This window comes from Streptosporangium sp. NPDC049248 (assembly GCF_040678965.1).
Taxonomy (GTDB): Bacteria; Actinomycetota; Actinomycetes; order Streptosporangiales; family Streptosporangiaceae; genus Streptosporangium; species Streptosporangium fukuiense.
This window is the reverse complement of record NZ_JBFAQY010000001.1, coordinates 746,465-769,710: the sequence shown is the minus strand read 5'-3', so window position 1 is coordinate 769,710 and position 23,246 is coordinate 746,465. Positions and strand designations below refer to the sequence as shown.

Genomic DNA, 23,246 nt, shown 5'->3' with positions numbered 1-23,246 from the left:
CCGCCCGGCCCTCGGCGGACCGGGTTCCCCGCTCCGCCGACACGCCCCTCGGAGGGGCGCACCCGGCGGGACGGGGTGGGCCACGGACCCGCTCGCCGAACCTGCCTCGCGGCGAACGTACGACCGGGGCGAGGGTGCCCGCTCCCGGCGTGGTTCAGCGGACGGGCAGGTCGTAGACGCGCCGCACGCTGGTGGGGGCGGCACTGAGGTCGGCCCCGTAGATGTGCAGCGAGATGGCGGTCTCGTCCCCCGTGTTGTGGACGCGGTGGATGTCGCCGGGCGGGGCGAAACCGCTGACCTCTCCGGTCTGGTTGGCGGTCCTGCCGATCTCGGCCAGGTGGTCGCCGTGGTCGCGGTAGAGGGTCTCGTACTCGACACCCCGCAGCACGCCGAACACGCACCAGGCGATGTGGTCGTGGATCGCGGTCCGCTGACCGGGCCGCCAGACCACGGCCACGATCGAGAAGCCCTCCTCGGCGTGGAGGGTGTGGCCGATGTAGCCGTCGGGGTCGCCGAGGCGCTCCTCCTCGGTGAGGATCTCGGGGGACGGCAGCCGTTCGCGCAGCAGGTCGGCCACCGCGAAGGCGGTCGCCCTGGGGTCGGCGGATGGATCGACGAGTTCCCTGACCCCCTCGACGATCTCGGCCAGGCCTGGACGGGTGCGCGTCAACGTCTTCATGGCCCCAGGATGCGCCGAGGGGATACATAACGTCTAATGCCCATTTTTCCGTTCATTCATCGATAAAGTTGATACATGCTCGATATCGTGCGGCTTCGTGTCCTCGCCGCGGTGGCCAGACACGGCTCGGTGACCGCGGCGGCCAGGGAACTGCACTACTCCCAGCCCTCGGTCAGCCACCATCTCGCGAAGCTCGAGGCCGAGACCGGGGCCAAGCTGATCCAGCGGGCCGGCCGGGGCATCCGGCTGACCGAGGCGGGCCGTCTGCTGGCCGAGCGGGCCACCGAGATCATCGGCCGCCTGGACTCCGCCTCCGCCGAGTTGTCGGCGCACGTGGGCCTGCGCGCCGGACGGGTCAGGCTGGCCGCCTTCCCCTCCGCCCTGGGCACGTTCGTGCCGCAGGCCGCCGCCGCCCTCGCCCGGGAGCACCCCGGCCTGGAGTTACGGCTGACCGAGACCGAGCCCCCTGACGCGCTGCGCATGCTCCGGGCGGGCTACGTGGACGTGGCGGTCATCTTCCGCTTCGAGAACACCGACCCGGAGGACGACGGGATCCGCCTGCTGCACCTGCTGGACGACACCAGCTACCTGGTCACCTCCGGCCAGAGTGGCGACGGCGGCGATCTGGCCTCGCACCGCGACTCCCGGTGGATCGGCGGCTGCGACCGGTGCCGCAGCCATCTGCTGGAACTGTGCGCCAGGGCGGGCTTCGAGCCGGAGATCGCCTTCACGACCGACGACGCCGTCGCGGTCCAGGCCCTGGTCGCCGCCGGGATCGGGGTGACCGCCCTGCCGAGCCTCGCCCTGCGGGCCCACCGGAACCCGGAGGTCACCCTGACCGAACTGCCCGGCTCGACCCGCCGCGTCTACGCCGCCACCTACGGCGAGCCTCCCGACCCCCCGGCCACCGCCGCCCTGCTGGCCACCCTGACCTCGGTGACCCGCCCTTAGCCGCCGGCCGTGGCCGACCCGCCCGGCCCGCGCCCGCCGGCTCCGGGGACTCAGCGGAAGCGGTAGGTCGTGGTGGAGGTGAACTCCTCGCCGGGGCGCAGGACCGTGGAGGGGAAGTGGTCCTGGTTGGGCGAGTCGGGGAAGTGCTGGGTCTCCAGGCAGAGGCCGGCGTGCCTGCCGTACGCGGTGGCGATGCCGTCCAGCATGTTGCCGGAGTAGAACTGCACGCCGGGCTCGGTGGTGGAGACCTCCATGACGCGCCCGCTGACCGGTTCGCTGACCTCGATGCCGCCGCGCAGCACGTAGCAGTGGTCGTAGCCGCCCCCCAGCAGCGGATCGTCGATCCTGTCGCCGATCTCCCGCGGGGTCGTGAAGTCGAACGGGGTGCCCGCCACCGGGGCCAGCTCACCGGTCGGAATCTTGGTGGAGTCGACGGGGAGGTAGCGGTCGGCGTCGATCCGGATCACGTGCTTGAGGATGTCGCCGCCGCCGGCGAGGTTGAAGTAGGAGTGGTTGGTCAGGTTCAGCACCGTCGGCGCGTCGGTGAAGGCGCGGTAGTCCAGCCTTAGCGCGTCCTCGGTCAGCGTGTAGGTGAGCGAGGCGGTCAGTATGCCCGGATAGCCCTCCTCGCCGTTGAGGCTGACATATTCCAGCGTGATGGCCGAGGTGGAGACCTCGGTCACCCGCCACACCCGGTTGGAGAAGCCGCCGGGGCCGCCGTGCAGGCTGTTGGGGTCGTTGTTGACCGGCAGTTCGTGGTCACGGCCGTCGAGGGTGAAACGCCCGTTCGCGATGCGGTTTCCGTACCGGCCGACCACGGCGCCGAAGTAGCGGCTGCGCGTCAGGTAGTCGTCGAGGCCGGTGTAGCCGAGGACCACGTCGACGCCGTGGACCTCCAGCGACTGCAGGATCGCCCCGTAGCTGAGGATCGAGGCGCGCATCGGCCCGTTCGACAGCACGTGCCGCTCGACATGCTCCCCCGTCGGGGTGATTCCGAAGTTCATCAAAAACCTCCAGCGTGGAGACCTGGGGGCTCAGCCCCGGGGGAAAAGCGCGGCACGGTCTGTGGATTCGCGGACGACCAGGTGGGTGTCGAGGGTGGCCAGGGTGGGGGTGGCGCCCTCGTCGAAGGACTGCAGCAGCAGGTCCACCGCCATCCGCCCGGCGGCGGCCGTGGGCATGGCCACGCTGGTCAGCTTGGGCCGGTTCAGCCGCCCGGCCACTATGTCGTCGACGCCGACCACGCTGATGTCGTCGGGGACGCGCACGCCCCGTTCGTACAGCCCCTCGATGAGCCCGATGGCCACCAGGTCGTTGTAGGCGAGCACACCGGTCACGCCGGAGGCGATCACCTCCTCGGCGACGGCGAGGCCGCCCCGCTCGGTGGGCGCGTTCGGGCCGAGGATCACCAGCTCGACACCGTCCATCGCGGCCGCCGCGGCACGCATCTCGCCGCTGGTCCACGAGCCGCTCGGCCCGGACAGCAGGGCGATCCTGCGGTGGCCGAGCCCGGTCAGGTGCTCGATGGCGAGGCGGGCGCCCTGGCCCACGTCCATCAGTATCGTCGGCATGCCCTTCACCCTCCGGTTGACCACCACGAACGGCACCTCGGCGTGGAGACGTTCTATGACCCGGTTGGAGAGCCGCGGGCTGCAGAGCAGGACCCCGTCCACCTGCTTGGCGAGGGTCTGGATCAGTTCCTCCTCGACCTGTGGATCCTCGTCGGTGTCGGCGACGAACACGTGGTAGTCGCGGGCTCTGGCATGCGCCTGGGCGGCCTTGATCAGCGGCGGGAAGAACGGGTTGGAGATGTCCGCGACGATGAGGCCGATGTTGTGGGTCCTGCCGGTGGTGAGTGCCCGCGCGGCGCGGTTGGGCCGGTAGCCGAGGTCCTCGGCGACCGCGAGCACGCGATTGCGGGTCTCGGCGTTCACCAGGTGCGGCGCCGAGAAGGTGCGGGACACCGTCGAGACGTGCACTCCCGACGCCCGCGCCACATCTCTGATCGTCGCTGCCACCGTGCTCCTCCGTCATGGCCCTTCACCGGCCCCTGAGCACATTAGTGCAAGCGGTTGCGTAACTGTCAACGCCGGAACCGGACCGGGATCGGGCCCCGCGGCAGGGGGCGCGGGGCCATGAAAGTTGCAAATAACGAAAAATCCGCAAATGAGCGGTGGTTTGCGAAATTGGGCCCTTGACGTTGCTGGGATATGTCCGCCATGTTTCATGCAACCGGTTGCAGCCCCTGACGCCGACTCGGAAGGAGTTGCCGGCGATGGCAATCACCACGGCGAATCCCCGGATACGCCGCCGCCTGGGCCCCGCGGCCAGGACCCCCTACCTGCTGATCGCCCCCGCGGTGATCGCGATGCTCGGCTTCCTCGTCTACCCGATGGCCAGCGTCATCTACTACAGCCTGCAGACCTACAACGTCACCAAGCCCTGGGACAACGGCTTCGCCGGCCTCGACAACTTCCGCAGGCTGCTGTTCGAGGACCCGCTGTTCTGGCAGAGCCTCGGCTTCAGCCTCAAGTGGGTCGGCGTCGAGGTGTTCCTGCAGCTGGTGTTCGGGCTGGTCCTGGCGCTGATCGTGAACGAGACCTTCGTCGGCCGCGGCCTGGCACGGGCGACCGTGTTCTCCCCCTGGGCGGTCTCCGGGGTGCTGACCACCGGCATCTGGATCCTGCTCTACAACCCGACGACCGGCGTCTCCCGCTACCTCGCCGACCTCGGCCTCATGCAGTACGGCGCCGCGCCGCTGGCCAACCCGGACACCGTCTTCTGGGCGGCCGTGCTCGCCGAGCTCTGGCGCGGGGTGCCGTTCTTCGCGATCCTGCTCCTGGCCGACCTGCAGAGCATCTCCAAGGAACTCTACGAGGCGGCCTCGGTGGACGGTGCCTCGCGGGTGCGGCGGTTCGTCCACATCACGCTGCCGCACCTCAAGGACGCGATCATCCTGTCCACGCTGCTGCGCTGCGTGTGGGAGTTCAACAACGTCGACCTGCTCTACACGCTGACCGGCGGCGGCCCGGCGCACGCGACCACCACACTGCCGCTGTACGTGGCGGCCAAGGCCGTGCAGTCCCACGACTTCGGGTACGGCTCGGCGCTGACCACCGCCGCCTTCCTGATCCTGACCTTCTTCTCGATCGCCTACCTGCGGCTGAGCAAGTTCGGAGCGAAGTCATGACACTCCAGACGGCCGAACGGCCGCGCCTGGCCCCGTCCGCGCTCGCGCCGCGTACCGGCCGCAGGGAGAAGGGGAAGGTCGGCCGCTGGGAGATCTGGGTCCCCCTCGGGCTCTACCTGCTGTTCACGCTGGTCCCCTTCTACTGGATGCTGGTCTTCGCGTTCCGGCCCAGGGGATCGACCTCGCTGCTGCCCTGGCCGATCACGTTCGACAACTTCGCGACGGTCTGGAACGACCTGAGCTTCGCGGTCTTCTTCAAGAACAGCCTGATGGTGGGCGTCGCCTCCCTGGTCATGACGACCGTGGTCGCGCTGGCCGGCGGTTACGCCCTGGCCAGGTACGAGTTCCGCGGCCGGAAGCTGTTCATGGTCGGGATGCTCTGCACCCAGTTCATCCCCGGCGCGATGATGCTGATCCCGCTCTTCGAGATCTTCCGCGTCCTCGGCCTGGTCAACTCGCTGTGGAGCCTGGTGATCGCCGAGACGGTCTTCCAGCTGCCGCTCTCCCTCATCCTGATCAGCGGCTTCATCAGGAACGTCCCGGTGGAGCTGGAGCAGGCCGCCTGGGTGGACGGCTGCGGCCGGCTGCGCGGCTTCTTCGCCGTGGTGCTGCCGCTGCTGCGCCCCGCCCTGGTCGCGGTCGGCTCGTTCGCCTTCATCCACAGCTGGAACAACTTCCTGTTCGCGCTGATGTTCGTCAGCGAGCAGGAGAAGTTCACGGTGCCCGTCGGCCTCGCGTACACCCTGGGCGAGTTCAGCGTGGACTTCGGCGCCCTGGCCGCGGGCGGCGTCGTCGCCGCCGTACCGGTGGTGCTGGTCTTCGCGGTGATTCAGCGCTATCTGGTACAGGGCATGTCCGCCGGGGCGGTGAAGGGATGAGTCCCCTGGCGGCGAGTCCCATGTCGACTAAGGAACGGTGAGCGACCAATGACACGAACTCTCGTCACCGGGAGCGCCGGGCGGCTGGGCCGGAGCGTGGTCACCGCGCTGGCAGACGCCGGGCACGAGGTGATCGGTGTGGACACCGCGCCGGGCACCCCCTCGGCGGCCACCGCGGTGCTCCCCGCCGACCTGACGGATCTGGGGGAGTCCTTCGAGGTGATGACCAGGTTCCGGCCGGACGCCGTGGTGCACCTGGCCGCGATCGCCACCCCGTTCAGCAGGACGGACGCCTTCACCTACCGGGTCAACACCCAGCTGGCGTTCAACGTCTGCGAGGCGGCCGCCGGGGTCGGGGTCGAGCGGATCGTGGTCGCCAGCAGCCCCACGGTCATCGGGTACGGCACGGAGGGCTGGGTCCCCTCCTACCTGCCGCTCGACGAGGACCATCCGGTCGCGCCGTGGAACGCCTACAGCCTGTCCAAGCTGGTCGCCGAGCAGGTGATGGCCACGTTCGCGCGCAGTTCGAAGGCGAGGTTCGCGGCCGTGCGGCCCTGCTTCGTCGTCGCCCCCGAGGAGTGGGCGGGCGCGCCCACCCAGTCGGGGCACACGATCGCCGAGCGGCTGGACCGGCCGGAGATCGCGGGGACGTCGCTGTTCAACTACATCGACGCCCGTGACGCCTCCGACATGGTGCTGGCCCTGCTGGACAAGCTGCCCGGACTGCCGAGCGGCGAGGTGTTCTTCGCGGGCGCGGCCGACGCGCTGGCCCGCGAGCCACTGGCCGAACTCCTCCCCCGGGTCAACCCCGCGACCGCGGGACTCGCGGAGAAACTGACCGGCTCGACGCCTGCCTTCTCCTCGGCCAAGGCCGGGCGACTGCTCGGCTGGCAGGCGAAGCGGAGCTGGCGCACCGAGATTGGAGCCCTGTGATGAACCTCAGCGGAGTGCTGTTCTTTCCCGTCACCCCGTTCCGCGCCGACGGCTCGGTGGCCGGTGACGTACTGGCCGAGCATGTGGGGCGCGGACTGGAGCACGGTCCCGGCGGGGTCTTCGTGGCCTGTGGGACCGGCGAGTTCTCCGCGCTGTCGGAGGCGGAGCACGCCCAGGCGGTGCGGATCGCGGCCGAGACCGTGAACGGCCGGGTGCCGGTGCTGGCGGGAGCGGGAGGACCGATCGGCGCCGCGCTCGCCCAGGCCAGGGCGGCCAGGGACGCGGGCGCCGACGGGCTGCTGCTCATGCCCCCCTACCTGGTGAACGGTACGCGCGAGGGCTACTCGGCGTACGTCTCGGCGGTCGCCGGGGTGCTGCCCACGATCATCTACCAGCGCGGCTCGGTGGTACTGGCCCCCGAGCAGGCGGTCGAGCTGTCCCGGATCCCCGGTGTGATCGGGATCAAGGACGGCGTCGGCGACATCGACCGCATGCAGCGGACGGTGCTGGCGGTGCGGGAGGAACGGCCCGACTTCCTGTTCTTCAACGGCCTGCCGACGGCCGAGCTGACCATGCCGGCCTACCGTGGCATCGGGGTGGAGCTGTACTCCAGCGCGGTCTTCTGCTTCGCCCCCGAGATCGCCACCGCCTATCTGGGCGGCGACGAGCGGCTGATCAGGGAGTTCTACGCCCCCCTGGTCCGGCTCCGCGACCGGGTTCCCGGTTACGCGGTCTCGCTGGTCAAGGCCGGGGTACGGCACCGCGGCCTGGATGTCGGCGGGGTACGGCCGCCGCTGGTCGACCCCTCCGCCGAGCACGTGGAGGAGCTCGCCGGGCTGATCAAGTCCGGCCTGGCCCTGGTCGGGCGGTGAGCGGCCGATGACCGCGCGGCCAGTGATCACCTCCCTGGAGACGACGCTGCGGACCGTGGCGCTGCCGCGGCCGTGGGGTGCCGACGTGCCCGCCAACCACGTGGTCGTCGTACGGCTGACGCTGGCCGACGGACGGAGCGGGACCGGGTTCTCCTGGACCCCGCAGATCGGGGCCCGGGCGGTGCGGGCCCTGCTGGACGGCGAGATCGGCGAGGCCGTCGTCGGCCTTGAGCCGCATCCGGAGGTCGTCTGGGACCGGCTCTGGCGGCACCTGCGCGAGGCGGGCGGCGGCGGGCTCACCACGATCGCGATGGCCGGGGTCGACCTGGCGCTGTGGGACCTGCGCTGCGGCGAGGCGGGGCTGGTCGACACGCTCGGGCGGCGCCGTGACAGCGTGCCGGTGTACGGCAGCGGCGTGAACCTGCACTACTCGATGGAGGAGCTCGTCGCGCAGGCCGGGCGGTGGCGGGCCGCGGGCCACCCGGCGGTCAAGGTCAAGGTGGGCCGCGACTCGCTGGCCGAGGACGTGGCGCGGGTCGCCGCGGTCCGCGAGGTGATCGGGCCGGACACGCTGCTCATGGTGGACGCCAACCAGCGCTGGGACCTGCCTCGGGCCCGGCGGGCGATCTCCGCCCTGGCGGAGTACGGACTGCACTGGGTGGAGGAACCGCTGCCCGCCGACGACGTGACCGGGCAGGCCCGGCTCCGCTCCTGCGTCGAGGTCCCGATCGCCGTGGGAGAGAGCGCCTACTCCGTCTACGACTTCCGGGACCTGCTCCTCGCCGGGGCCTGCGACGTCCTGCAGCCGAACGTGGTGCGGGTCGGCGGGATCACCCCGCTGCTCAGGATCGCCGAGCTGGCCAGGACGTTCGGGGTGCCCGTCTACCCGCACCTGCTGCCGGAGATCTCCGGGCAGCTCGCCCTGGCCCTGCCGCTGCCGTGCATGACCGAGGAGGTCGAGGACGCCTCCTTCGCGGCGCTCGGCCTGATCGAAGAGCCCTACCCGGTCTCGGTGGAGAAGGGCGAGCTGCGTGCCGGAGACCACCGGGGCCTTGGACTGCGATGGAGGTGACCTGATGAAACCGGTTCGCGTGGTGCTGGCCGGGGCGCACGGGCACGGCTGGTGGCACCTGTCGAACGTGCGGCGGCTGACCGAGGCGGGGCTGGTCGAGCTGGTCGGGGTGTGCGACGTGCGGCCGGTCGACGACCTGCCCGCCGGGGTGGAGTTCTCCGGCGACCTGGCCGGGCTGATCGGGCGTGCCTCCGCCGAGGTGACGATCCTGTGCACCCCCATCCACACCCACGCGGAGCTGGCGGAGCGGGCACTGCGCGCCGGCTCGCACGTGCTGCTGGAGAAGCCGCCCGCCGCGACCTACGCCGGCTACGAGCGGATCGCCGCGGTGGTCGCCGAGACCGGGCTCGCCTGCCAGGTGGGATTCCAGAGCCTGGGCTCGGCGGCGATCCCCGCGATCCGGCGGATGGTCGCCGAGGGAGCGATCGGCCGGGTCACCGGGATCGGTGCCGCGGGCGCGTGGGAGCGCCCCTACACCTACTACAGCCGGGTGCCGTGGGCCGGCAGGCGCGAGGTCGACGGGGTGCCCGTGGTGGACGGCGCCCTCACCAACCCGCTCGCGCACGCGACCGCGACCGCGCTGGCCATCTCCGGGGCGGAGGTGGGAGACGTCGAGGTCGAGCTCTACCGGGCCAACGCGATCGAGGCGGACGACACCTCATCCGTGCGGATGCGGATGGACGACGGGACCGTGGTGACCGTCGCGGTCTCGCTCTGCGCGGATCGGCGGCACGAGCCGTACCTGATCGTGCACGGCGAGGAGGGACGGATCAGGCTGACCTACACCGAGGACCGGGTCGAGTTCGACGGGACCTCGGCCGTGCACCCGAGGACCGACCTGCTGGAGAACCTCGTCGCGCACCTCCGCGACGGCACGGAGCTGCTGGTACCGCTGGAGCGGACCCGGGGTTTCATGCGCGTCCTGGAGGCGGTCCGGCTGGCGCCCGAGCCCACCGCCATACCGGACGTGTTCCAGGAGGTCGGTGCGGAGCGCCGGGTGCTGCCCAGGATCGCCGAGGTGACGGCGTCGAGCGCGGAGCGGCTGGCGCTCTACTCGGAACTGCGGGTGCCCTGGAGCGGGCGCCTCCGCCGCGCGGGGGGAGCCGGCGCGGGACGGACGGTTCCCGGCCCGGGCGACGGGGCGCGGAAACCGCTCCGGGGCGACGCCTTGCGGCCGGTGCTCGTGGCGCACGGGCGCCAGGTCGCCGAGTACGTCGTGGCGCCTGAGCTGCCGCCGACGTCGTCGCCCCGGCCGTACCTGCACCCGGTGCGCACCCTCGGCGGCACCACCGTGACCGAGGTCGCGCCGGAAGACCACGTGCACCACCTGGGAGTGAGCATCGCGATCTCCGACCTGGGCGGGGGCAACTTCTGGGGCGGGCGCACCTATGTCCGCGACGCCGGTCCCACCTGGCTCGGCGACCACGGCACGCAGCGGCATCTCGGATTCTCCTGGCGCGACTCCTCCGGGTTCGGGGAGTCACTGGCCTGGGAGGGGCCCGACGGCGTCGAGACGGCCCGCGAGGCGCGGAGCGTACGGGTGGTGGAGCTGGGTGGTTGCTGGGCGCTCGACATGTCGTTCGAGCTGACGAACCTCACCGGCGAGCCGCTGCCCGTCAGGAGTTCGGCCACCAAGGGCCGCGCGGGGGCCGGGTACGGCGGTTTCTTCTGGCGGGCGCCGGGGACGGCCGCCGGACGCCAGGTCTTCACGGCGGACGCCGAGGGCGAGGACGCGGTGCACGGGTCGACGGCCCCGTGGCTCGCCATGGCCTCGGCGGACTGGACCCTGGTCTTCGTCCAGCGGGACGACCCCTGGTTCGTCCGGGTCGTGGAGTACCCGGGCGCCGGCCCCGCCCTCGCCTGGGACACGCCGCTGCTCATCGAGGGCACCCTGAGGCGAAGGATCGTCACCGTCGTCGCGGACGGCCGGCTGGACCCCGGCGACGCGGCGGCGCTCGCCGCGGAGGTCGCCCGGTGACGGGCCAGGGGCGATACGGCATCTCACGCGATGTGACCAACCCGGGACAGCAGAGCGCCTCGGGCGGAGTTCGGCACCCATACGGTCAAGCAATGTCGGGGGACACGACACAGAGAGGCAGAGAGCAATGACTTCACCCTCAAAGCGCCTGGCGATCCTGGCCACGGCCTTGACGCTCGGCACCGGGCTTGCCGCGTGCGGCGCGGAGGAGCCGGAGTCCTCCGGCGGGAAGACCACGATCACCTTCTGGGACGACAACGGCGGCCCGGCGCGCACCCCGGTGTGGCAGCACATCATCGCCGAGTTCCAGAAGGCGAACCCGTCCATCGAGGTGAAGTACGTCGGCATCCCGATCGCCCAGGCGCAGCAGAAGTACGACACCGCGATCGCCGGAGGCGGCCTGCCCGACGTGGGCGGTGTCTCCACCGCGATGCTGTCGAGCCTGGTGGCGCAGAAGGCGCTGGAGCCGGTGGACGCCCGGATCTCCGGTGGCGCGCTGAACGGCAAGCTGAACGAGCAGGTGGTGAGCACGGTCAAGGGCACCGTGCCCGACGGCAAGACCTACCTGGTTCCCATGTCCACAAATATGGGTGTTTTCTGGTACCGGACCGACTGGTTCAAGGAGGCCGGCCTCAAGACGCCCACGACCTGGAACGACTTCTTCACCGCCACCGAAAAACTGACCGACACCGCCAAGAACCGCTACGGCTTCACCATCCGCGGCGGGGCGGGCTCGATCGCGCAGATGCTGGAGGTGGTGTACGGCCAGTCCGGCATCACCGAGATCTTCGACGCCTCGGGAAAGGCGACGGTCAACGACCCGAGGAACGTGGCGGCCCTCACGAAGCTGGCCGGGCTGTACAAGAAGGTCACTCCCGAGGCCGACATCAGCAACGACTACACGAAGATGGTCGCCCAGTTCGACGGCGGCAACATCGCGATCATGCAGCACAACCTGGGGTCGTACCAGGACCACGTCAAGACGATCGGCGCGGGCAACGTGGCGGCCATGCCCGTACCCAAGTCCGACGGGGGCGTCCAGGCGATCCTGTCCAACCCGGTCTCGGGCATCGGCGTGTTCGCCTCCGGCGAGAAGAAGGACGCCGCGTACAAGTTCGCGGAGTTCGCCGCCTCCAAGGAGATGAACAGCTACTGGTCGGAGCAGACCGGCGTGCTCCCGGCCAACACCGACGTCAACGACGAGCCGTGGATCGCGGGGCTGCAGCACATCGCCGCGGCGGTCAAGGTGCTCAACGACCCGGCGACGAAGATCGTGCAGATGCCCTACCACCTGCCGGAGTTCAACGCGATCACCAAGACCGACATGGAGCCGGAGTTCCAGAAGGTCCTGCAGGGCGCCCTGTCCCCCAAGGACTTCCTGGACGCGTTCGCGGCCAAACTGACGGAGGCCCAGGCGTCGTACAAGCAGCGTAACGGCGGCTGAGCCTGACCATCGGGGCGGGCGCGCCCATCCCTGACCTGGGCGCGCCCGCCTTCGCCATTCCGGAAGGCTCCCGAGGTTCTCACGGAGCCTCCCCTCCCACCTGACCTGTGGAGGAACCACCATGAAACGAGCCGTCGCGCTCACCGCCCTGCTCTCCCTGGCGGTTCTCGCCGCCCCGGCCGCATCCGCCGCCGTCCCGGAGACCCCCACCGCCTCACCCGCCGGACGGAAGGCCGACCTCGGCCGCCAGACCCTGCCCGCGAACGACGGCTGGGCCGCCGAGGGCACCGGAACCACCGGCGGCGCCGCCGCGCCGGCGTCGAACACGCACACCGTGTCCACCCGGGCCCAGCTCGCCGCCGCGCTCGCCGCACCCTCGCCGAAGATCATTTATGTGAAGGGCACCATCGACACCGACAGGACCTGCGCGGACTACGCGACCGGCGGCTACACGCTGGAGGCCTACCTGGCCGCGTACGACCCCGCGGTGTGGGGCAGGGACACCGAGCCCTCGGGCCCGCTGGAGGACGCGCGGGCCGCCTCGGCCGCCAGGCAGACCGCCAACATCAAGCTCAAGGTCGGTTCCAACACCACGATCGTCGGCCTCGGCAAGGACGCGCGCATCCGGGGCGTCAACCTGCACATCGACAAGGCGGACAACGTCATCGTCCGCAACATCGACTTCGAGGACACCGCCGACTGCTTCCCGCAGTGGGACCCGACCGACGGCGACGAGGGCAACTGGAACTCCCTCTACGACAACATCTCGGTGACCGGCTCGACGCACGTGTGGGTGGACCACAACACCTTCACCGACGGCGACAACCCGGACTCGAACCAGCCGCTGTACTTCGGCAGGCCCTACCAGGTGCACGACGGGCAGCTCGACATCACCAGCGGCTCCAACTACGTGACGGCCTCCTGGAACCGGTTCGCCGACCATGACAAGACGATGCTGATCGGCTCGACCAACAACCCGGCGACCGACGCGGGCAAGCTGAAGGTCACCGTCCACCACAACCACTTCGACAACACGCTCCAGCGGCTGCCCCGGGTGCGCTTCGGCCAGGTGCACGTCTACAACAACTACTACGAGATCCCGGACGCCTCGACCTTCGTGTACGCCCTCGGCGTGGGCGTGCAGTCGCAGATCTTCGCCGAGAACAACTTCTTCCGGCTGAGCCGGGCCGTGTCTCCGGCGAGCCTGCTCTACAACTGGGGCGGCACGTCCCTCACCGCCAGGGGGAACGTGCTCCGCGTCGGCGGGCCCGTCGTCCCCCTCGACCTCGTCGCCGCCTACAACGCCGCCCACGACCCCGACTTCGGCACGGACGCGGGCTGGACCCCCACCCTGCACACCGCGATCGAACCGGCCCCGGAGGTACGCCGGTCCGTCTCCCGGCACGCGGGCTCAGGCAAGATCGGCTAACGCTCCGTACCCGCGTGGAGATCGCGAACGCGCGGTCGGAAACCTGAACGCGGTGAGCGGCTTCTGCGGCGGCCCCCAGGGGCGCCCGGCAGACCGAACGGGCCGGTCACAGCCGCCCCGCAACATATCGAAAGGTGCCGGACACCTACCAACGTGTCCGGCACCTTTTCGACTGGGAGACTCCGTGACACAGCGAGATCGCTCCGATCGTGAGTTCAGACCGTTTCGGCGCCATGACCGGCGGCGATCACGTCAATGTGGCGGGCGAGTTCGAAGTCCTTGGCTGTGAGGCGATTCCCGGCGTCGTGAGTAGTGATCACGAATCGGATCCGCTGCCAGGTGATGTGGATATCAGGGTGGTGGCCGACTTCGCGAGCCTTGGCCGCGACGTACATGGCCAGATGTACGCACTCGTGATAGGCATGCTTGAACGTCCGGGCCATGGCCTGCCCCTCACGCTCCCACCCTGGCAGCTCGGCCAGATGGGCGACGATCTGCTCTTCGGACAACGGCTGAGGGGTCATCGGTATCTCCGCGTCATGCAGTCAGTTGAACTGGGAGATGATCTCATTCAGTTCTCTGCCAGACGAGGTGCTTGCCCAAGCAGTCGCGCGGCGAGGGATTTCCCTCAGCTCCTGACACAGTCGAGCCGATCCCGTGCCCTCGACGATCGCCGCAGTGGCTGACACGATCTGGACAACCCGTTCCGGTTCAGGAACTGCGGCCAGAGCGCTTGCCTGACGCGCCCAGAACACCCCGTTGTCACGCCCGGTCGGGCAGGAACGAGGTCATCGACGGGTCGTCGGCGACCGCCCTAAGCCACGGACCTCGCATGCGGCTCCGCGGCCTGCTCGTCCAGCAGGTCGCGGAGCCGTGTCGGGCGAGGCGGGTCCTGCCGTTCGCCGGTGGCCCGCCCACGCAGGGGGCGCAGGCCACCGGGCAGGTCGGACGGGCCGGAGGAGCAGCGGCCGAAAGACGACCCGCGTCTAGGAGACGACCCCGTCGACCCGGCGGGGGATGCCGAGGGGGTTGTCGTCGCGCAGCTCGGGCGGGAGGAGCTCGGCCGGCCAGTCCTGGTAGGCGGTGGGGACCAGCCACCTGCGGATCGCGGCGGCGCCGACCGAGGTGTGCGCGGCGGCCGTGCTCGCGGGCCAGGGGCCGCCGTGGTGCATGGCCCAGCGGACCGCGACACCGGTCGGCCAGCCGTTCCAGATCAGCCGGCCCGCCTTCCTGAGCAGCACCTCGGCGCTCTCCCGCGCCTCGCCGGGGTCGGTGGCGTGGATCGTGGCGGTCAGCGAGCCGTCCAGCCTCTCCAGTACGGCGGGCAGCTCCGCCGCGTCGTCGTAGACCACGACGACGGAGGCCGGGCCGAAGCACTCCTCGGCGATGTCGGGCAGGGCGCCGGCGAACGACGCCAGGTCGGTGACGAACACCTGCGGCGCCACCGCGAAGGCCCCCTCGCCCGGCCGCCCCTCGGCCAGGGTGGTGAGCTTGCCGAGCCTGGCCAGCCCGTGCAGGAAGCCGCCCCGGATCCGCTCGGTGAGCATCGGCCCGCCCGCGGTCGCGGAGACCGCCTCGGAGATGGCGGTCAGCAGCTCGGCGTCGTCGGGGACGAAGACCAGTCCGGGGTTGGTGCAGAACTGGCCGGTGCCGAGGGTCAGCGAGGCGGCGAACCCCTGGGCGAGTCCTTCGCGGTCGGCCGAGGGCAGCACGACGACGGGGTTGACGCTGCCCAGCTCGCCGTAGAAGGGGATGGGGTCGGGACGCTCGGCGATGAGAGCCTGGACGGCCTTACCGCCGGGGATGGAGCCGGTGAACCCCACGGCCACCACGGAAGGGTGCGTGGCCAGCCGCTTTCCCGCGTCGAGCCCGCGGACCAGGCCCAGGAGTGCCGGATCGGGCAGCGCGCTCTGGATGATCTTCTGTGACAGCTCCGAGGTGCGCGGGTGCCCGTCGTGCGCCTTGACCACCACCGGGCATCCGGCGGCCAGTGCCGAGGCGGTGTCACCGCCCGCGACCGAGAAGGCGAACGGGAAGTTGCTCGCCGCGAAGACGCCGGCCACGCCGGGCAGCGGGTGGTTCATCCGCCGCAGGTCGGGGGCCGGTGGCTGGGCCGTCGCATGGTCGATCACCGCCTCCACGTGCCCGCCGTCCCGCAGCACCTGGGCGAAGAGCCGGAACTGGCCCGCGGCCCGCCCCACCTCGCCGCGGAGCCGGGTCTCCCCGAGCGCGGTCTCGGCGTCGGCGGCCCGCCAGAGCTCCTCGACGCCTCCCTCCAGTGCCGCCGCGACCGCCTCCAGCACCGGCGCCCGGTCGGCGGAACGCCAGGCGGGCCCCGCCGTGTGGGCGGCTCCGACGACCGCGTCCACCTCGCCGTCCGAGGTCAGGGGGTAGGGGTCCCCGGCGAACTCGCCGGTCCTGGGGTCAATTGAGTGGATCAACACGGAGCCTTTCCTCGGTGGAGCCTGTCATGGCTCGCTGGGCCACCCTCCTACGGTAAGCGCTTTCCGCAACAGCGGCCACCCCGCGGACCGGCGCTAGGGAAGCTCCGCCTCCCAGCCGGCGATCAGCGTCCGGCCCCCGACCAGCACCGCCACCTGTTCCCCGGCCGCGCCCAGGGCGGTCCGCAGCGCCTTCGCCTCCTCTCCCCGGTACGTCCGGGAGGAGGGGTTCCCGGAAGCCTGGTCCAGCACCGGCGCGAGGACACCCTCGGGCCAGCTCGCCTGCCGGACGGGCCGGACACCGCGGCCCTCGTACAGCGTCACGGTGATCGGCGCGGTGCGGTCCGGCGTGCCGGTGGCCCGGATCCGGCCGGTCAGCGCCGTGAGCCGCTCACCGGCGGCGACGATCCGCTCGTCCTCCACCAGCGGCGCCCCCTCCAGCCGGTTCTCGTGGACCTTCCCGTCCTGGCCGGTCACGGTGATGACGGCGAAGGGCTGGTCGGTGGCTCCCCCGGTACGGTCGAGTGTGCCCTCCCGTCCCGCCAGGGCCTCGACCAGCCCGGCCCGCAGGTCCCCCAGCTCGGTCGCGGAGAGCCGGACGGCGACCAGCTCCCCGTCCCGCAGCGAGACGGCCCGCCCGTCACCGGTGACGCTCAGGCTGTCACCGCCGACGCAGGTCATCGGGCCGCACCTGAGGAACCGGACCACGACGTCGTCGGCCTGAGCTCCTGCCCGCGCGACGGTCGCGGTGGTTTCGAGGGTCGCGGTGGTTTCGGCGGTCGCGGAACAGCCGGTCAGCAGGAGCACGGCGGCCAGCAGAGAACGGATCACACCACTGTGACGACCCGGGAACCGACTTGGTTCACCCGCCTTTCCCCCACCGGAGGCGGGTCAGGACCTGGCGGCCTGGGCGGTTTCCCTGGCCCAGCGGTAGTCGGCCTTGCCCGCCGGGGAGCGGACCATCTCGTCGACGAAGGCGAAGGTCCTGGGCACCTTGTAGCCGGAGAGCCTCGCCCGGCAGTGCGCGTCGAGGTCCGCCGCCGAAGGGGTCGTGCCGGGACGGAGTTCGACCACCGCGGCGACCCGGCTGCCCCAGCGTTCGTCGGGGATGCCGGTGACGACCGCGTCGAAGACCGCCGGGTGCCCCTTGAGCACCGCCTCGACCTCCTCGGGGAACACCTTCTCACCGCCGGTGTTGATGCAGACCGAGCCTCGCCCGAAGATCGTGATGGTACCGTCCTCCTCGACCTGGCCCATGTCGCCGGTGAGCAGCCAGCGCACGCCGCCCGAGTCGGTCACGAAGGTCTTGCCGGTCTTGTCGTCGTCCTTGTAGTAGCCGTAGGCGATCCGGCCGCTCCTGGCGACCATGCCCAGCTCACCCCCGCCGGGCTTGACCGGCTCCAGCCTCTCGTTGAGCACGGCCAGGTTGACCGCGACGTTGGCCTGGAAGCGCTGGCCCGACTCGGGCGAGGAGCCGGGGACCGCCGAGGCGGTGTATCCGGACTCGCTGGACCCGAAGTTGTCCAGGATCATCCTGCCGGGCAGCAGCTCCGCCAGGCGGTCGCGGAGGGAGCCGGTCAGGATGGCGCCGGTGGAGCTGAGCACGAACAGCGACGACAGGTCGTAGCCGCCGCCCGCGAGCTCGTCGATCAGCGGACGGGCCATCGCGTCGCCGGTGATGTTGATCGTCAGGACCCCCTCCCGCTCGATCGCACGCAGTACCTCGGCCGCGTCGAACTTGCGGACGTAGACCATGGTCCCGCCCATCCACCAGGTGATGAAGGTGGCCATCTGGGCCGCGCCGTGCATCAGTGGGGCCGCCGCCAGCATGGTGACGGGCCCGGAGGCCACCGCCGCCTCGATCACCTCCTCCGGCGTCGCCCGCGGCTCCCCACCCGGATTGCCGCCGCCGAAGGCGAAGAACAGGTCCTCGACCCGCCACATCACGCCCTTGGGCATGCCGGTCGTGCCACCGGTGTAGATGATGTAGACGTCGTCGCCGGACCGCGCGGGGAACCCGCGCTCCGGCGACCCGGCCGCCAGTGCCTCCTGGTACGGCACCGCGGTCTCGACCTCGGACACCCCGCCCACCGCGATCAGGTGCCGGAGCCGCGGGACCTGCGGGACGGTGGCCGCCACCCGGCCGTCGAACTCCACGTCGAACAGGAGTGCCACGATGTCGGAGTCCTGGTAGAGGTAGCGCAGCTCGGCCTCTACGTAGCGGTAGTTCACGTTGATCGGCACGGCCCGGATCTTGAGCGCGGCCAGCATCCCCACCAGGTACTCGATGCCGTTGTAGAGGTGGATGCCCACGTGCTGACCGGCCGAGACGCCCCGGTCGAGCAGGTAGTGCGCGAGCCGGTCGGCCTCCGCGTCCAGTTCCGCGTAGGTCCGGCGATCATCTCCGCAGATGGCGGCGGTGCGGTCCCCGACCGCGTCCACGATCCCCTCGAACAGATCTGCGTGGTTGAACTCCATGTGCCCCTCCCGGGGGGATCAGGGTCTGTCGCTGCCGACCATCCACATCGCGAAGAACTGGGCGCCTCCCCCGTACGCGTGCCCGAGGGCCCGCCTGGCGCCGTCCACCTGGTGTTCCCCCGCCATCCCCCTGACCTGGAGCGCCGCCTCGGCGAACCGGATCAGCCCGGAGGCGCCGATCGGGTTGCTCGACAGCACGCCGCCCGAGGCGTTCCACGGGATGTCGCCGTCCAGCGCGGTCGCCCCGGACTCGGTGAGCTTCCAGCCCTCCCCCTCGGTGGCGAAGCCGAGGTTCTCCAGCCACATCGGCTCGTACCAGGAGAAGGGCACGTACACCTCCGCCACGTCGATCTCCCTGCGCGGGTCGGTGATGCCGGCCTGCCGGTAGACGTCCGCCGCGCAGTCCTTGCCACCCTGCGGGTTCACCGTGTCACGGCCCGCGCGGAAGATCGGCTCGGAACGCATCGCGGTGCCGAGGACCCAGGCCGGCGTGCTGTCGGTCAGCTTGCCGGCGGCGGACAGCACCATCGCGCAGGCGCCGTCGGAGGACGGGCAGGTGTCGAGATAGCGGATCGGCTCCCAGAGCATCGGGGTCGACTCGACCATCTTCAGGTTGATCCCGGGGATCCTCAGATGGGCGTACGGGTTCTTCAGGGCGTTCTGCCGGTCCTTGACGGCCACCAGGTGGCCGATGTGCTCGGGGGCGCCGGAGCGGCGGATGTACTCGCGGATGTGCGGGGCGAAGTAGCCGCCCGCGCCGACGACCAGCGAGGCACTGAACGGCAGGTGGGTGGAGAGTGCCCAGGTCGCGTTGGACTCCGACTGCTTCTCGAAGGCCACCACCAGCACCCGGTCGTGCACACCGCCCTGGATCAGCGAGGCGCCGACGAGCGCGGTGGAGCCGCCGACCGAGCCCGCGGTGTGCACCCGCATCATCGGCTTGCCCGCGGCGCCCAGCGCGTCGGCCAGGTACGCCTCGGGCATCATCACGCCCTCGAACAGGTCAGGCGCCTTACCGATGACCACCGCGTCGATGTCCTTCCAGGTCAGGCCCGCGTCCTGGAGAGCACGCAGGGCCGCCTCGCGGACCAGGCCCGCGATGGAGACATCGCGCCGCTTGGTCGTGTAGCGGGTCTGGCCGACGCCGATGACGGCACAGGGATTACTCATGATCGCTCAGGCCTCCATCACGGTGACGAGGTTGTGCTGGAGGCAGGGGCCGCTGGTGGCGTGTCCGAGGGTGCGGCTCGCGGTGCCGTCCAGGATGTGCCGGGCCGCCTCGCCGATCCTGATGAGGCCGGTGGCCATGACCGGGTTGGCCGCCAGGGGGCCGCCGCTCGGGTTGACCCGGGTGCCCCCGGGAAGCTCCAGCGCCCGGCGCAGGATGATCTCCTCGTGGCTGAACTGGGCGTGCAGCTCGGCCACCTCGACGTCACCCTTGCCGACCCCCGCCGCTCGTGCGGCATCGGCGGCGGAGATCGACCGGGCGAGGTCCCTCATGCCCAGGTAATGGGGTTCTATGCGGTGCGCGATCCCGGTGATCCACGCGGGGCGCTCGCACAGCTCCCTGGCCAGGTCTCCCGCCGCCAGCACCACCGCGGCGGCGCCGTCGGTGATCGGGGCGATGTCGTACGGCCGCAGCGGCTCGACCTCGGCCCCCTCCCCCGCCGGTTCCGGCAGGTCGAGGGCGTAGGGGTTGGCTCTCCCGTCGGCGCGGCTGCGCCGCACGATCTCGTCCAGCTCGGCCCGCTCCGCCCCGGTGGCCGACGCCTGGAGCGCCGCGAAGGAGACCTGGTCCAGGCCGAGGGGGGCCAGGTAGTACGGGTCCAGCTGGAGCGTCATGATCTCCCGTAGGTCCCCCTGGGAGGACTTGCCGAAGCCGTAGACCAGGGCCGAGTCGACGTCGCCGTGCTGCAGCCTGACCCAGGCCTCGTACAGCGCCCAGGCCGCGTCCATCTCGACGTGGCTCTCCGAGATCGGCGGCCAGGCACCGAGCGCGTCGAGCGCGGAGACGAAGGAGAACGGGGCGCCCGCCAGGTAGTCACACGACCCCGAGCAGGTGAAGCCGAACTTCCGCAGCCCCGTGGCGGCTCTGACCGTCTCCAGCAGGGGCAGGATGAGCTCGGACTCGCTCTGCCCCTCGTCGACGGCGCTGTGCCGGGTCTGCGCGAACGCGACGACCGCTATCTCACGCATCTACAGCTCCACGTCCGGCTCGCCGGTGGGGGCGAACCACTTGATGTTCGACATGGACGTCGTCCGTTCCTCCTCGGGCACCCACACGGCCCGCACCCGCATGCCCTGGCGTACCTCGTGGGCCGCGATCCCGCCGACCAGGGCGATCATCGGGATGTCGGTGCCGTCGAGCTGGATGTAGGCCGAGACGAACGGCACCTCGGGGGCGCGCGGGTCGGGCAGGTTGTTGATGGCGAAGGTGGTGACCGTGCCGGTGTCGGGGACGACCACCTCCTCGGTGATCGGGACTCCGCACTCGGGGCAGGACAGCCGGTAGGGCACGTAGACCTTGTGGCAGCCGCCACACCGGCAGCCGATGAGGACACCCTCGGCGACGCCCTGCAGGAACCGGGCCAGCGCCAGGCCCGGCCGGAGCGAGTACTCGACGCGGACCTCGGAGACGATCCTGGTGACCTCGGGAACGAAGCTCTCGATGTCGGTGATGTGCCCGGTGCGCTCGGCCCGCCAGCGGGGGCGTACCCGCAGCCCGGGGCGCATGGCCTTGACGTCTCCCGCGTCCACCGCGTGCACCAGCGCGGTGTCGGCTCCGTCCAGCCGGATCAGTGCCCAGGCGAACGGCCGGTCCAGCGGATGGCCCTTCCTCGGGGTGTTCACCCACGCCCAGCTCTCGACGGTCCCGGCCGGACCGACCTCGACGAACTCCTCGGTGACGGCGTCGCCGGTGTCGGGGTCGTACTCCAGCGGCGGCACCAGGGTCCGCCCGGCCGCCGTACGGACCCCGACGACGCGTCCGTCCCGCAGCTCGGTGAGAAAACGTCCGATCACCGGTCCCGTCGTACGCGTGTAACCGCCGGGGAACTCCAGCGTGTGCCGGGCCCGCAGGGTCGTTGGATCGCTAGATGGCACGTTCGTGTCCCTCCCAGTACGGGTCACGTAGCTTGCGTTTGAGGAGCTTGCCGTTGGGCTCGCGGGGCATCTCGCCGATGAAGTCGATGGACCTGGGCCACTTCATCTTCGACAGGCGGCCTCTCAGCGACTCGATGAGCTCGGCGGCCAGTTCGGGCGAGGGCGCCACTCCCGGGGCCGGCTCGACCACCGCCTTGATCTGCTCGCCCCACTCCTCGTCGGGGATGCCGAACACGGCCACGTCGCCGACCTTGGGGTGGACCATCAGCTCGTTCTCGATCTCGGCCGGATAGATGTTGGCCCCGCCGGAGATGATCATGTCGGCCTTGCGGTCGCAGAGGAAGAGGAAGCCCTCCTCGTTCAGGTAGCCGATGTCGCCGACGGTGAAGTAGTCCTGCAACCGGCCGGCCTCGGTCTTCTCCCGGTCGCCCTTGTACTCGAACCTGACGCCCATCATCTTCATGTAGACGGTGCCGGGGGTCCCGGTCGGGACGGGCTCCATGTCCTCGTCCACGATGAGCAGCTCGCTGATCGGCCAGGCGGTGCCGACGGTGCCGGGGTGCTTCTTCCAGCCCTCCGGAGTGGCGATGGTGCCGCCGCCCTCGGTCGCCGCGTAGTACTCGTAGATGCAGTCGCCCCACCACTCGAACATGGCCCACTTGACCGGGACCGGGCAGGGGGCCGCGGCGTGGATCATCCATTTGAGGGAGGAGAGGTCGTACCGTGACCTCACCTCGTCGGGGAGCGCGAGCAGCCGCTTGAAGTGGGTGGGGACCATGTGCGAGTTGGTGACGCGGTACCTCTCGCAGAGCCGGAGCGTCTGCTCGGCATCCCACTTGTCCATGTATACGAGCGTGTGCCCCATCTGCAGGGCCGTCCCGCCGAACTGGGTGACGGCCGTGTGGTAGTTCGGTGAGGTGACCAGGTGGACGTTCTCCTTGCCCGGCGTGATGCCGAACAGGGCGAGCAGGAAGGTCATCAGCTCGGCGGCGTCGTCGGGGTCCATGCCGTTGAGCGGGCGGCGCACGCCCTTGGGCTTGCCCGTGGTGCCGGAGGTGTAGTGCATGGTGGCACCCGCCGTACGGTCGGCGGGTGCGGTGTCCGGCTGCCCGTCCGTCAGCTCCGCGGCGGGCCGCACCCCGTCCACCTGGCCGAACGCGAAGACGCGGTCCCCGGCGATGCCCGAGGAGGTCACGCCGCGCAGTCCCTCGACGGCGTGGCGCTCGTCTATGAAGAAGGCCTGTGCCTCGCTGTCCGCGACGATGTAGCCGATCTCGGGACCGGTGAGGTGCCAGTTGATCGGGGTGTAGTACCAGCCGGCCTGCAGGGCGGCCAGGTAGAGGACCAGCCCGTCGGAGCCGTTGGGCACGAGCCCGCAGATGCCGTCGCCGGTCTTCAGCCCGAGCTCTCTCAGCCCGTGGACGAGGCGGTTGGCGCGGGCGAGGAGGTCACCGGCACGGTGTTCCGTGCCGTCGGGATCAACGGCGGCCACCCACTCGGGGTCCGCCTGCGCCAGTCTCCAGAAACCGAGCGTACCCATCGGAAATCCTCTCTGTCGAAAGGCCCCGGCTCGCCGGAGTGAATCATGTTCTCTTTATGGCGACAAGCCCTGGCGGAAAGGGGTAAATAGAACAGGAATCTGTTCTTGTACGCATGGGCAGACTAACCCCAGGAAGCACACCTAGCAAGCGCTTGATACGCGCCCTGGCCACTGGATGGACCTTGACCATTTCACGATGATCCGGCCCCCGGAAGGTGTCCGGGGCGGACTTCTCACAGCCGGGCGGCCTGGCGGTGCG

20 protein-coding genes are annotated in these 23,246 nt (G+C 70.6%); 9 read left to right on the top strand and 11 right to left on the bottom strand.

What is annotated here, in order from left to right:
• Positions 1 to 154: 154 nt before the first annotated feature.
• Complete coding sequence (locus AB0K21_RS03470; RefSeq protein ID WP_343973555.1) at positions 155 to 679, bottom strand: cysteine dioxygenase family protein; 525 nt, start codon at positions 677 to 679, stop codon at positions 155 to 157.
• A gap of 75 nt (positions 680 to 754) precedes the next feature.
• On the opposite strand from AB0K21_RS03470, the gene AB0K21_RS03465 reads away from it, so the two are divergent.
• Positions 755 to 1,630 carry a LysR family transcriptional regulator gene (locus tag AB0K21_RS03465; protein ID WP_343973558.1) on the top strand — a complete coding sequence of 292 codons (876 nt, stop codon included), beginning with the start codon at positions 755 to 757 and terminating at the stop codon, positions 1,628 to 1,630.
• Between the two features lie 50 nt (positions 1,631 to 1,680).
• Here the strand turns inward: AB0K21_RS03465 and AB0K21_RS03460 are convergent, their stop codons facing one another.
• Entirely contained in the window at positions 1,681 to 2,634 is a 954-nt protein-coding gene (locus AB0K21_RS03460) for an aldose epimerase family protein (RefSeq protein WP_343973561.1), read from the bottom strand.
• A gap of 30 nt (positions 2,635 to 2,664) precedes the next feature.
• Positions 2,665 to 3,648: a LacI family DNA-binding transcriptional regulator gene (locus AB0K21_RS03455; protein WP_364147459.1), complete on the bottom strand. Its 984-nt coding sequence runs from the start codon at positions 3,646 to 3,648 to the stop codon at positions 2,665 to 2,667.
• A gap of 257 nt (positions 3,649 to 3,905) precedes the next feature.
• Between AB0K21_RS03455 and AB0K21_RS03450 the strand changes: the two genes are divergently transcribed.
• From AB0K21_RS03450 to AB0K21_RS03415, 8 genes are all read left to right on the top strand, one after another.
• Positions 3,906 to 4,820 (top strand): sugar ABC transporter permease, encoded by a 915-nt coding sequence (locus AB0K21_RS03450; RefSeq protein ID WP_343973567.1) that lies wholly within the window; start codon positions 3,906 to 3,908, stop codon positions 4,818 to 4,820.
• On the top strand, positions 4,817 to 5,698 hold the full coding sequence (locus AB0K21_RS03445; RefSeq protein ID WP_343973570.1) for a carbohydrate ABC transporter permease: 882 nt from the start codon (positions 4,817 to 4,819) through the stop codon (positions 5,696 to 5,698). Before AB0K21_RS03450 ends, AB0K21_RS03445 begins: the two co-directional genes overlap by 4 nt.
• A gap of 48 nt (positions 5,699 to 5,746) precedes the next feature.
• Entirely contained in the window at positions 5,747 to 6,631 is an 885-nt protein-coding gene (locus tag AB0K21_RS03440) for an NAD(P)-dependent oxidoreductase (protein ID WP_343973573.1), read from the top strand.
• On the top strand, positions 6,631 to 7,503 hold the full coding sequence (locus AB0K21_RS03435; RefSeq protein ID WP_364147454.1) for a 5-dehydro-4-deoxyglucarate dehydratase: 873 nt from the start codon (positions 6,631 to 6,633) through the stop codon (positions 7,501 to 7,503). Before AB0K21_RS03440 ends, AB0K21_RS03435 begins: the two co-directional genes overlap by 1 nt.
• A 7-nt stretch (positions 7,504 to 7,510) precedes the next feature.
• The gene (locus AB0K21_RS03430; protein WP_343973580.1) at positions 7,511 to 8,575 is read left to right on the top strand and encodes a mandelate racemase/muconate lactonizing enzyme family protein; all 1,065 of its coding nucleotides are present in this window, start codon (positions 7,511 to 7,513) and stop codon (positions 8,573 to 8,575) included.
• 4 nt (positions 8,576 to 8,579) lie between these two features.
• Positions 8,580 to 10,553 (top strand): DUF6807 family protein, encoded by a 1,974-nt coding sequence (locus AB0K21_RS03425; protein WP_364147451.1) that lies wholly within the window; start codon positions 8,580 to 8,582, stop codon positions 10,551 to 10,553.
• 127 nt (positions 10,554 to 10,680) lie between these two features.
• Positions 10,681 to 11,997, top strand: a complete 1,317-nt coding sequence (locus AB0K21_RS03420; RefSeq protein ID WP_343973586.1) for a sugar ABC transporter substrate-binding protein — start codon at positions 10,681 to 10,683, stop codon at positions 11,995 to 11,997.
• A gap of 121 nt (positions 11,998 to 12,118) precedes the next feature.
• A complete protein-coding gene (locus tag AB0K21_RS03415; RefSeq protein WP_364147448.1) occupies positions 12,119 to 13,426 on the top strand; it encodes a pectate lyase in 1,308 nt (435 codons plus the stop codon).
• Positions 13,427 to 13,641: 215 nt separating this feature from the next.
• Here the strand turns inward: AB0K21_RS03415 and AB0K21_RS03410 are convergent, their stop codons facing one another.
• The 8 genes from AB0K21_RS03410 to AB0K21_RS03375 all read right to left on the bottom strand — a co-directional run bounded on the left by AB0K21_RS03410 (position 13,642) and on the right by AB0K21_RS03375 (position 22,987).
• A complete protein-coding gene (locus AB0K21_RS03410; RefSeq protein ID WP_364147445.1) occupies positions 13,642 to 13,950 on the bottom strand; it encodes a 4a-hydroxytetrahydrobiopterin dehydratase in 309 nt (102 codons plus the stop codon).
• 462 nt (positions 13,951 to 14,412) lie between these two features.
• The gene (locus AB0K21_RS03405) at positions 14,413 to 15,870 is read right to left on the bottom strand and encodes an aldehyde dehydrogenase (NADP(+)) (RefSeq protein WP_364147442.1); all 1,458 of its coding nucleotides are present in this window, start codon (positions 15,868 to 15,870) and stop codon (positions 14,413 to 14,415) included.
• 93 nt (positions 15,871 to 15,963) lie between these two features.
• On the bottom strand, positions 15,964 to 16,698 hold the full coding sequence (locus tag AB0K21_RS03400) for a hypothetical protein (RefSeq protein WP_343973598.1): 735 nt from the start codon (positions 16,696 to 16,698) through the stop codon (positions 15,964 to 15,966).
• Positions 16,699 to 16,758: 60 nt separating this feature from the next.
• Positions 16,759 to 18,345 (bottom strand): acyl-CoA synthetase, encoded by a 1,587-nt coding sequence (locus tag AB0K21_RS03395; protein WP_343973601.1) that lies wholly within the window; start codon positions 18,343 to 18,345, stop codon positions 16,759 to 16,761.
• Positions 18,346 to 18,363: 18 nt separating this feature from the next.
• Positions 18,364 to 19,515, bottom strand: a complete 1,152-nt coding sequence (locus AB0K21_RS03390) for a thiolase domain-containing protein (protein ID WP_343973604.1) — start codon at positions 19,513 to 19,515, stop codon at positions 18,364 to 18,366.
• A 6-nt stretch (positions 19,516 to 19,521) separates the two neighbouring features.
• Complete coding sequence (locus AB0K21_RS03385) at positions 19,522 to 20,541, bottom strand: thiolase domain-containing protein (protein WP_343973607.1); 1,020 nt, start codon at positions 20,539 to 20,541, stop codon at positions 19,522 to 19,524.
• Complete coding sequence (locus AB0K21_RS03380) at positions 20,542 to 21,447, bottom strand: OB-fold domain-containing protein (RefSeq protein ID WP_343973610.1); 906 nt, start codon at positions 21,445 to 21,447, stop codon at positions 20,542 to 20,544.
• Positions 21,437 to 22,987 carry an acyl-CoA synthetase gene (locus AB0K21_RS03375; RefSeq protein ID WP_364147436.1) on the bottom strand — a complete coding sequence of 517 codons (1,551 nt, stop codon included), beginning with the start codon at positions 22,985 to 22,987 and terminating at the stop codon, positions 21,437 to 21,439. The genes AB0K21_RS03380 and AB0K21_RS03375 overlap by 11 nt, the downstream gene beginning before the upstream one ends.
• Between the last annotated feature and the right edge of the window lie 259 nt (positions 22,988 to 23,246).

Coding starts and splice junctions, on each gene's coding strand:
- AB0K21_RS03410 (WP_364147445.1), bottom strand. CDS start 13,950: ATGACCCCTCAGCCGTTGTCCGAAGAGCAGATCGTCGCCCATCTGGCC.
- AB0K21_RS03425 (WP_364147451.1), top strand. CDS start 8,580: ATGAAACCGGTTCGCGTGGTGCTGGCCGGGGCGCACGGGCACGGCTGG.
- AB0K21_RS03385 (WP_343973607.1), bottom strand. CDS start 20,541: ATGCGTGAGATAGCGGTCGTCGCGTTCGCGCAGACCCGGCACAGCGCC.
- AB0K21_RS03450 (WP_343973567.1), top strand. CDS start 3,906: ATGGCAATCACCACGGCGAATCCCCGGATACGCCGCCGCCTGGGCCCC.
- AB0K21_RS03460 (WP_343973561.1), bottom strand. CDS start 2,634: ATGAACTTCGGAATCACCCCGACGGGGGAGCATGTCGAGCGGCACGTG.
- AB0K21_RS03420 (WP_343973586.1), top strand. CDS start 10,681: ATGACTTCACCCTCAAAGCGCCTGGCGATCCTGGCCACGGCCTTGACG.
- AB0K21_RS03375 (WP_364147436.1), bottom strand. CDS start 22,987: ATGGGTACGCTCGGTTTCTGGAGACTGGCGCAGGCGGACCCCGAGTGG.
- AB0K21_RS03465 (WP_343973558.1), top strand. CDS start 755: ATGCTCGATATCGTGCGGCTTCGTGTCCTCGCCGCGGTGGCCAGACAC.
- AB0K21_RS03430 (WP_343973580.1), top strand. CDS start 7,511: ATGACCGCGCGGCCAGTGATCACCTCCCTGGAGACGACGCTGCGGACC.
- AB0K21_RS03390 (WP_343973604.1), bottom strand. CDS start 19,515: ATGAGTAATCCCTGTGCCGTCATCGGCGTCGGCCAGACCCGCTACACG.
- AB0K21_RS03435 (WP_364147454.1), top strand. CDS start 6,631: ATGAACCTCAGCGGAGTGCTGTTCTTTCCCGTCACCCCGTTCCGCGCC.
- AB0K21_RS03440 (WP_343973573.1), top strand. CDS start 5,747: ATGACACGAACTCTCGTCACCGGGAGCGCCGGGCGGCTGGGCCGGAGC.
- AB0K21_RS03395 (WP_343973601.1), bottom strand. CDS start 18,345: ATGGAGTTCAACCACGCAGATCTGTTCGAGGGGATCGTGGACGCGGTC.
- AB0K21_RS03445 (WP_343973570.1), top strand. CDS start 4,817: ATGACACTCCAGACGGCCGAACGGCCGCGCCTGGCCCCGTCCGCGCTC.
- AB0K21_RS03470 (WP_343973555.1), bottom strand. CDS start 679: ATGAAGACGTTGACGCGCACCCGTCCAGGCCTGGCCGAGATCGTCGAG.
- AB0K21_RS03415 (WP_364147448.1), top strand. CDS start 12,119: ATGAAACGAGCCGTCGCGCTCACCGCCCTGCTCTCCCTGGCGGTTCTC.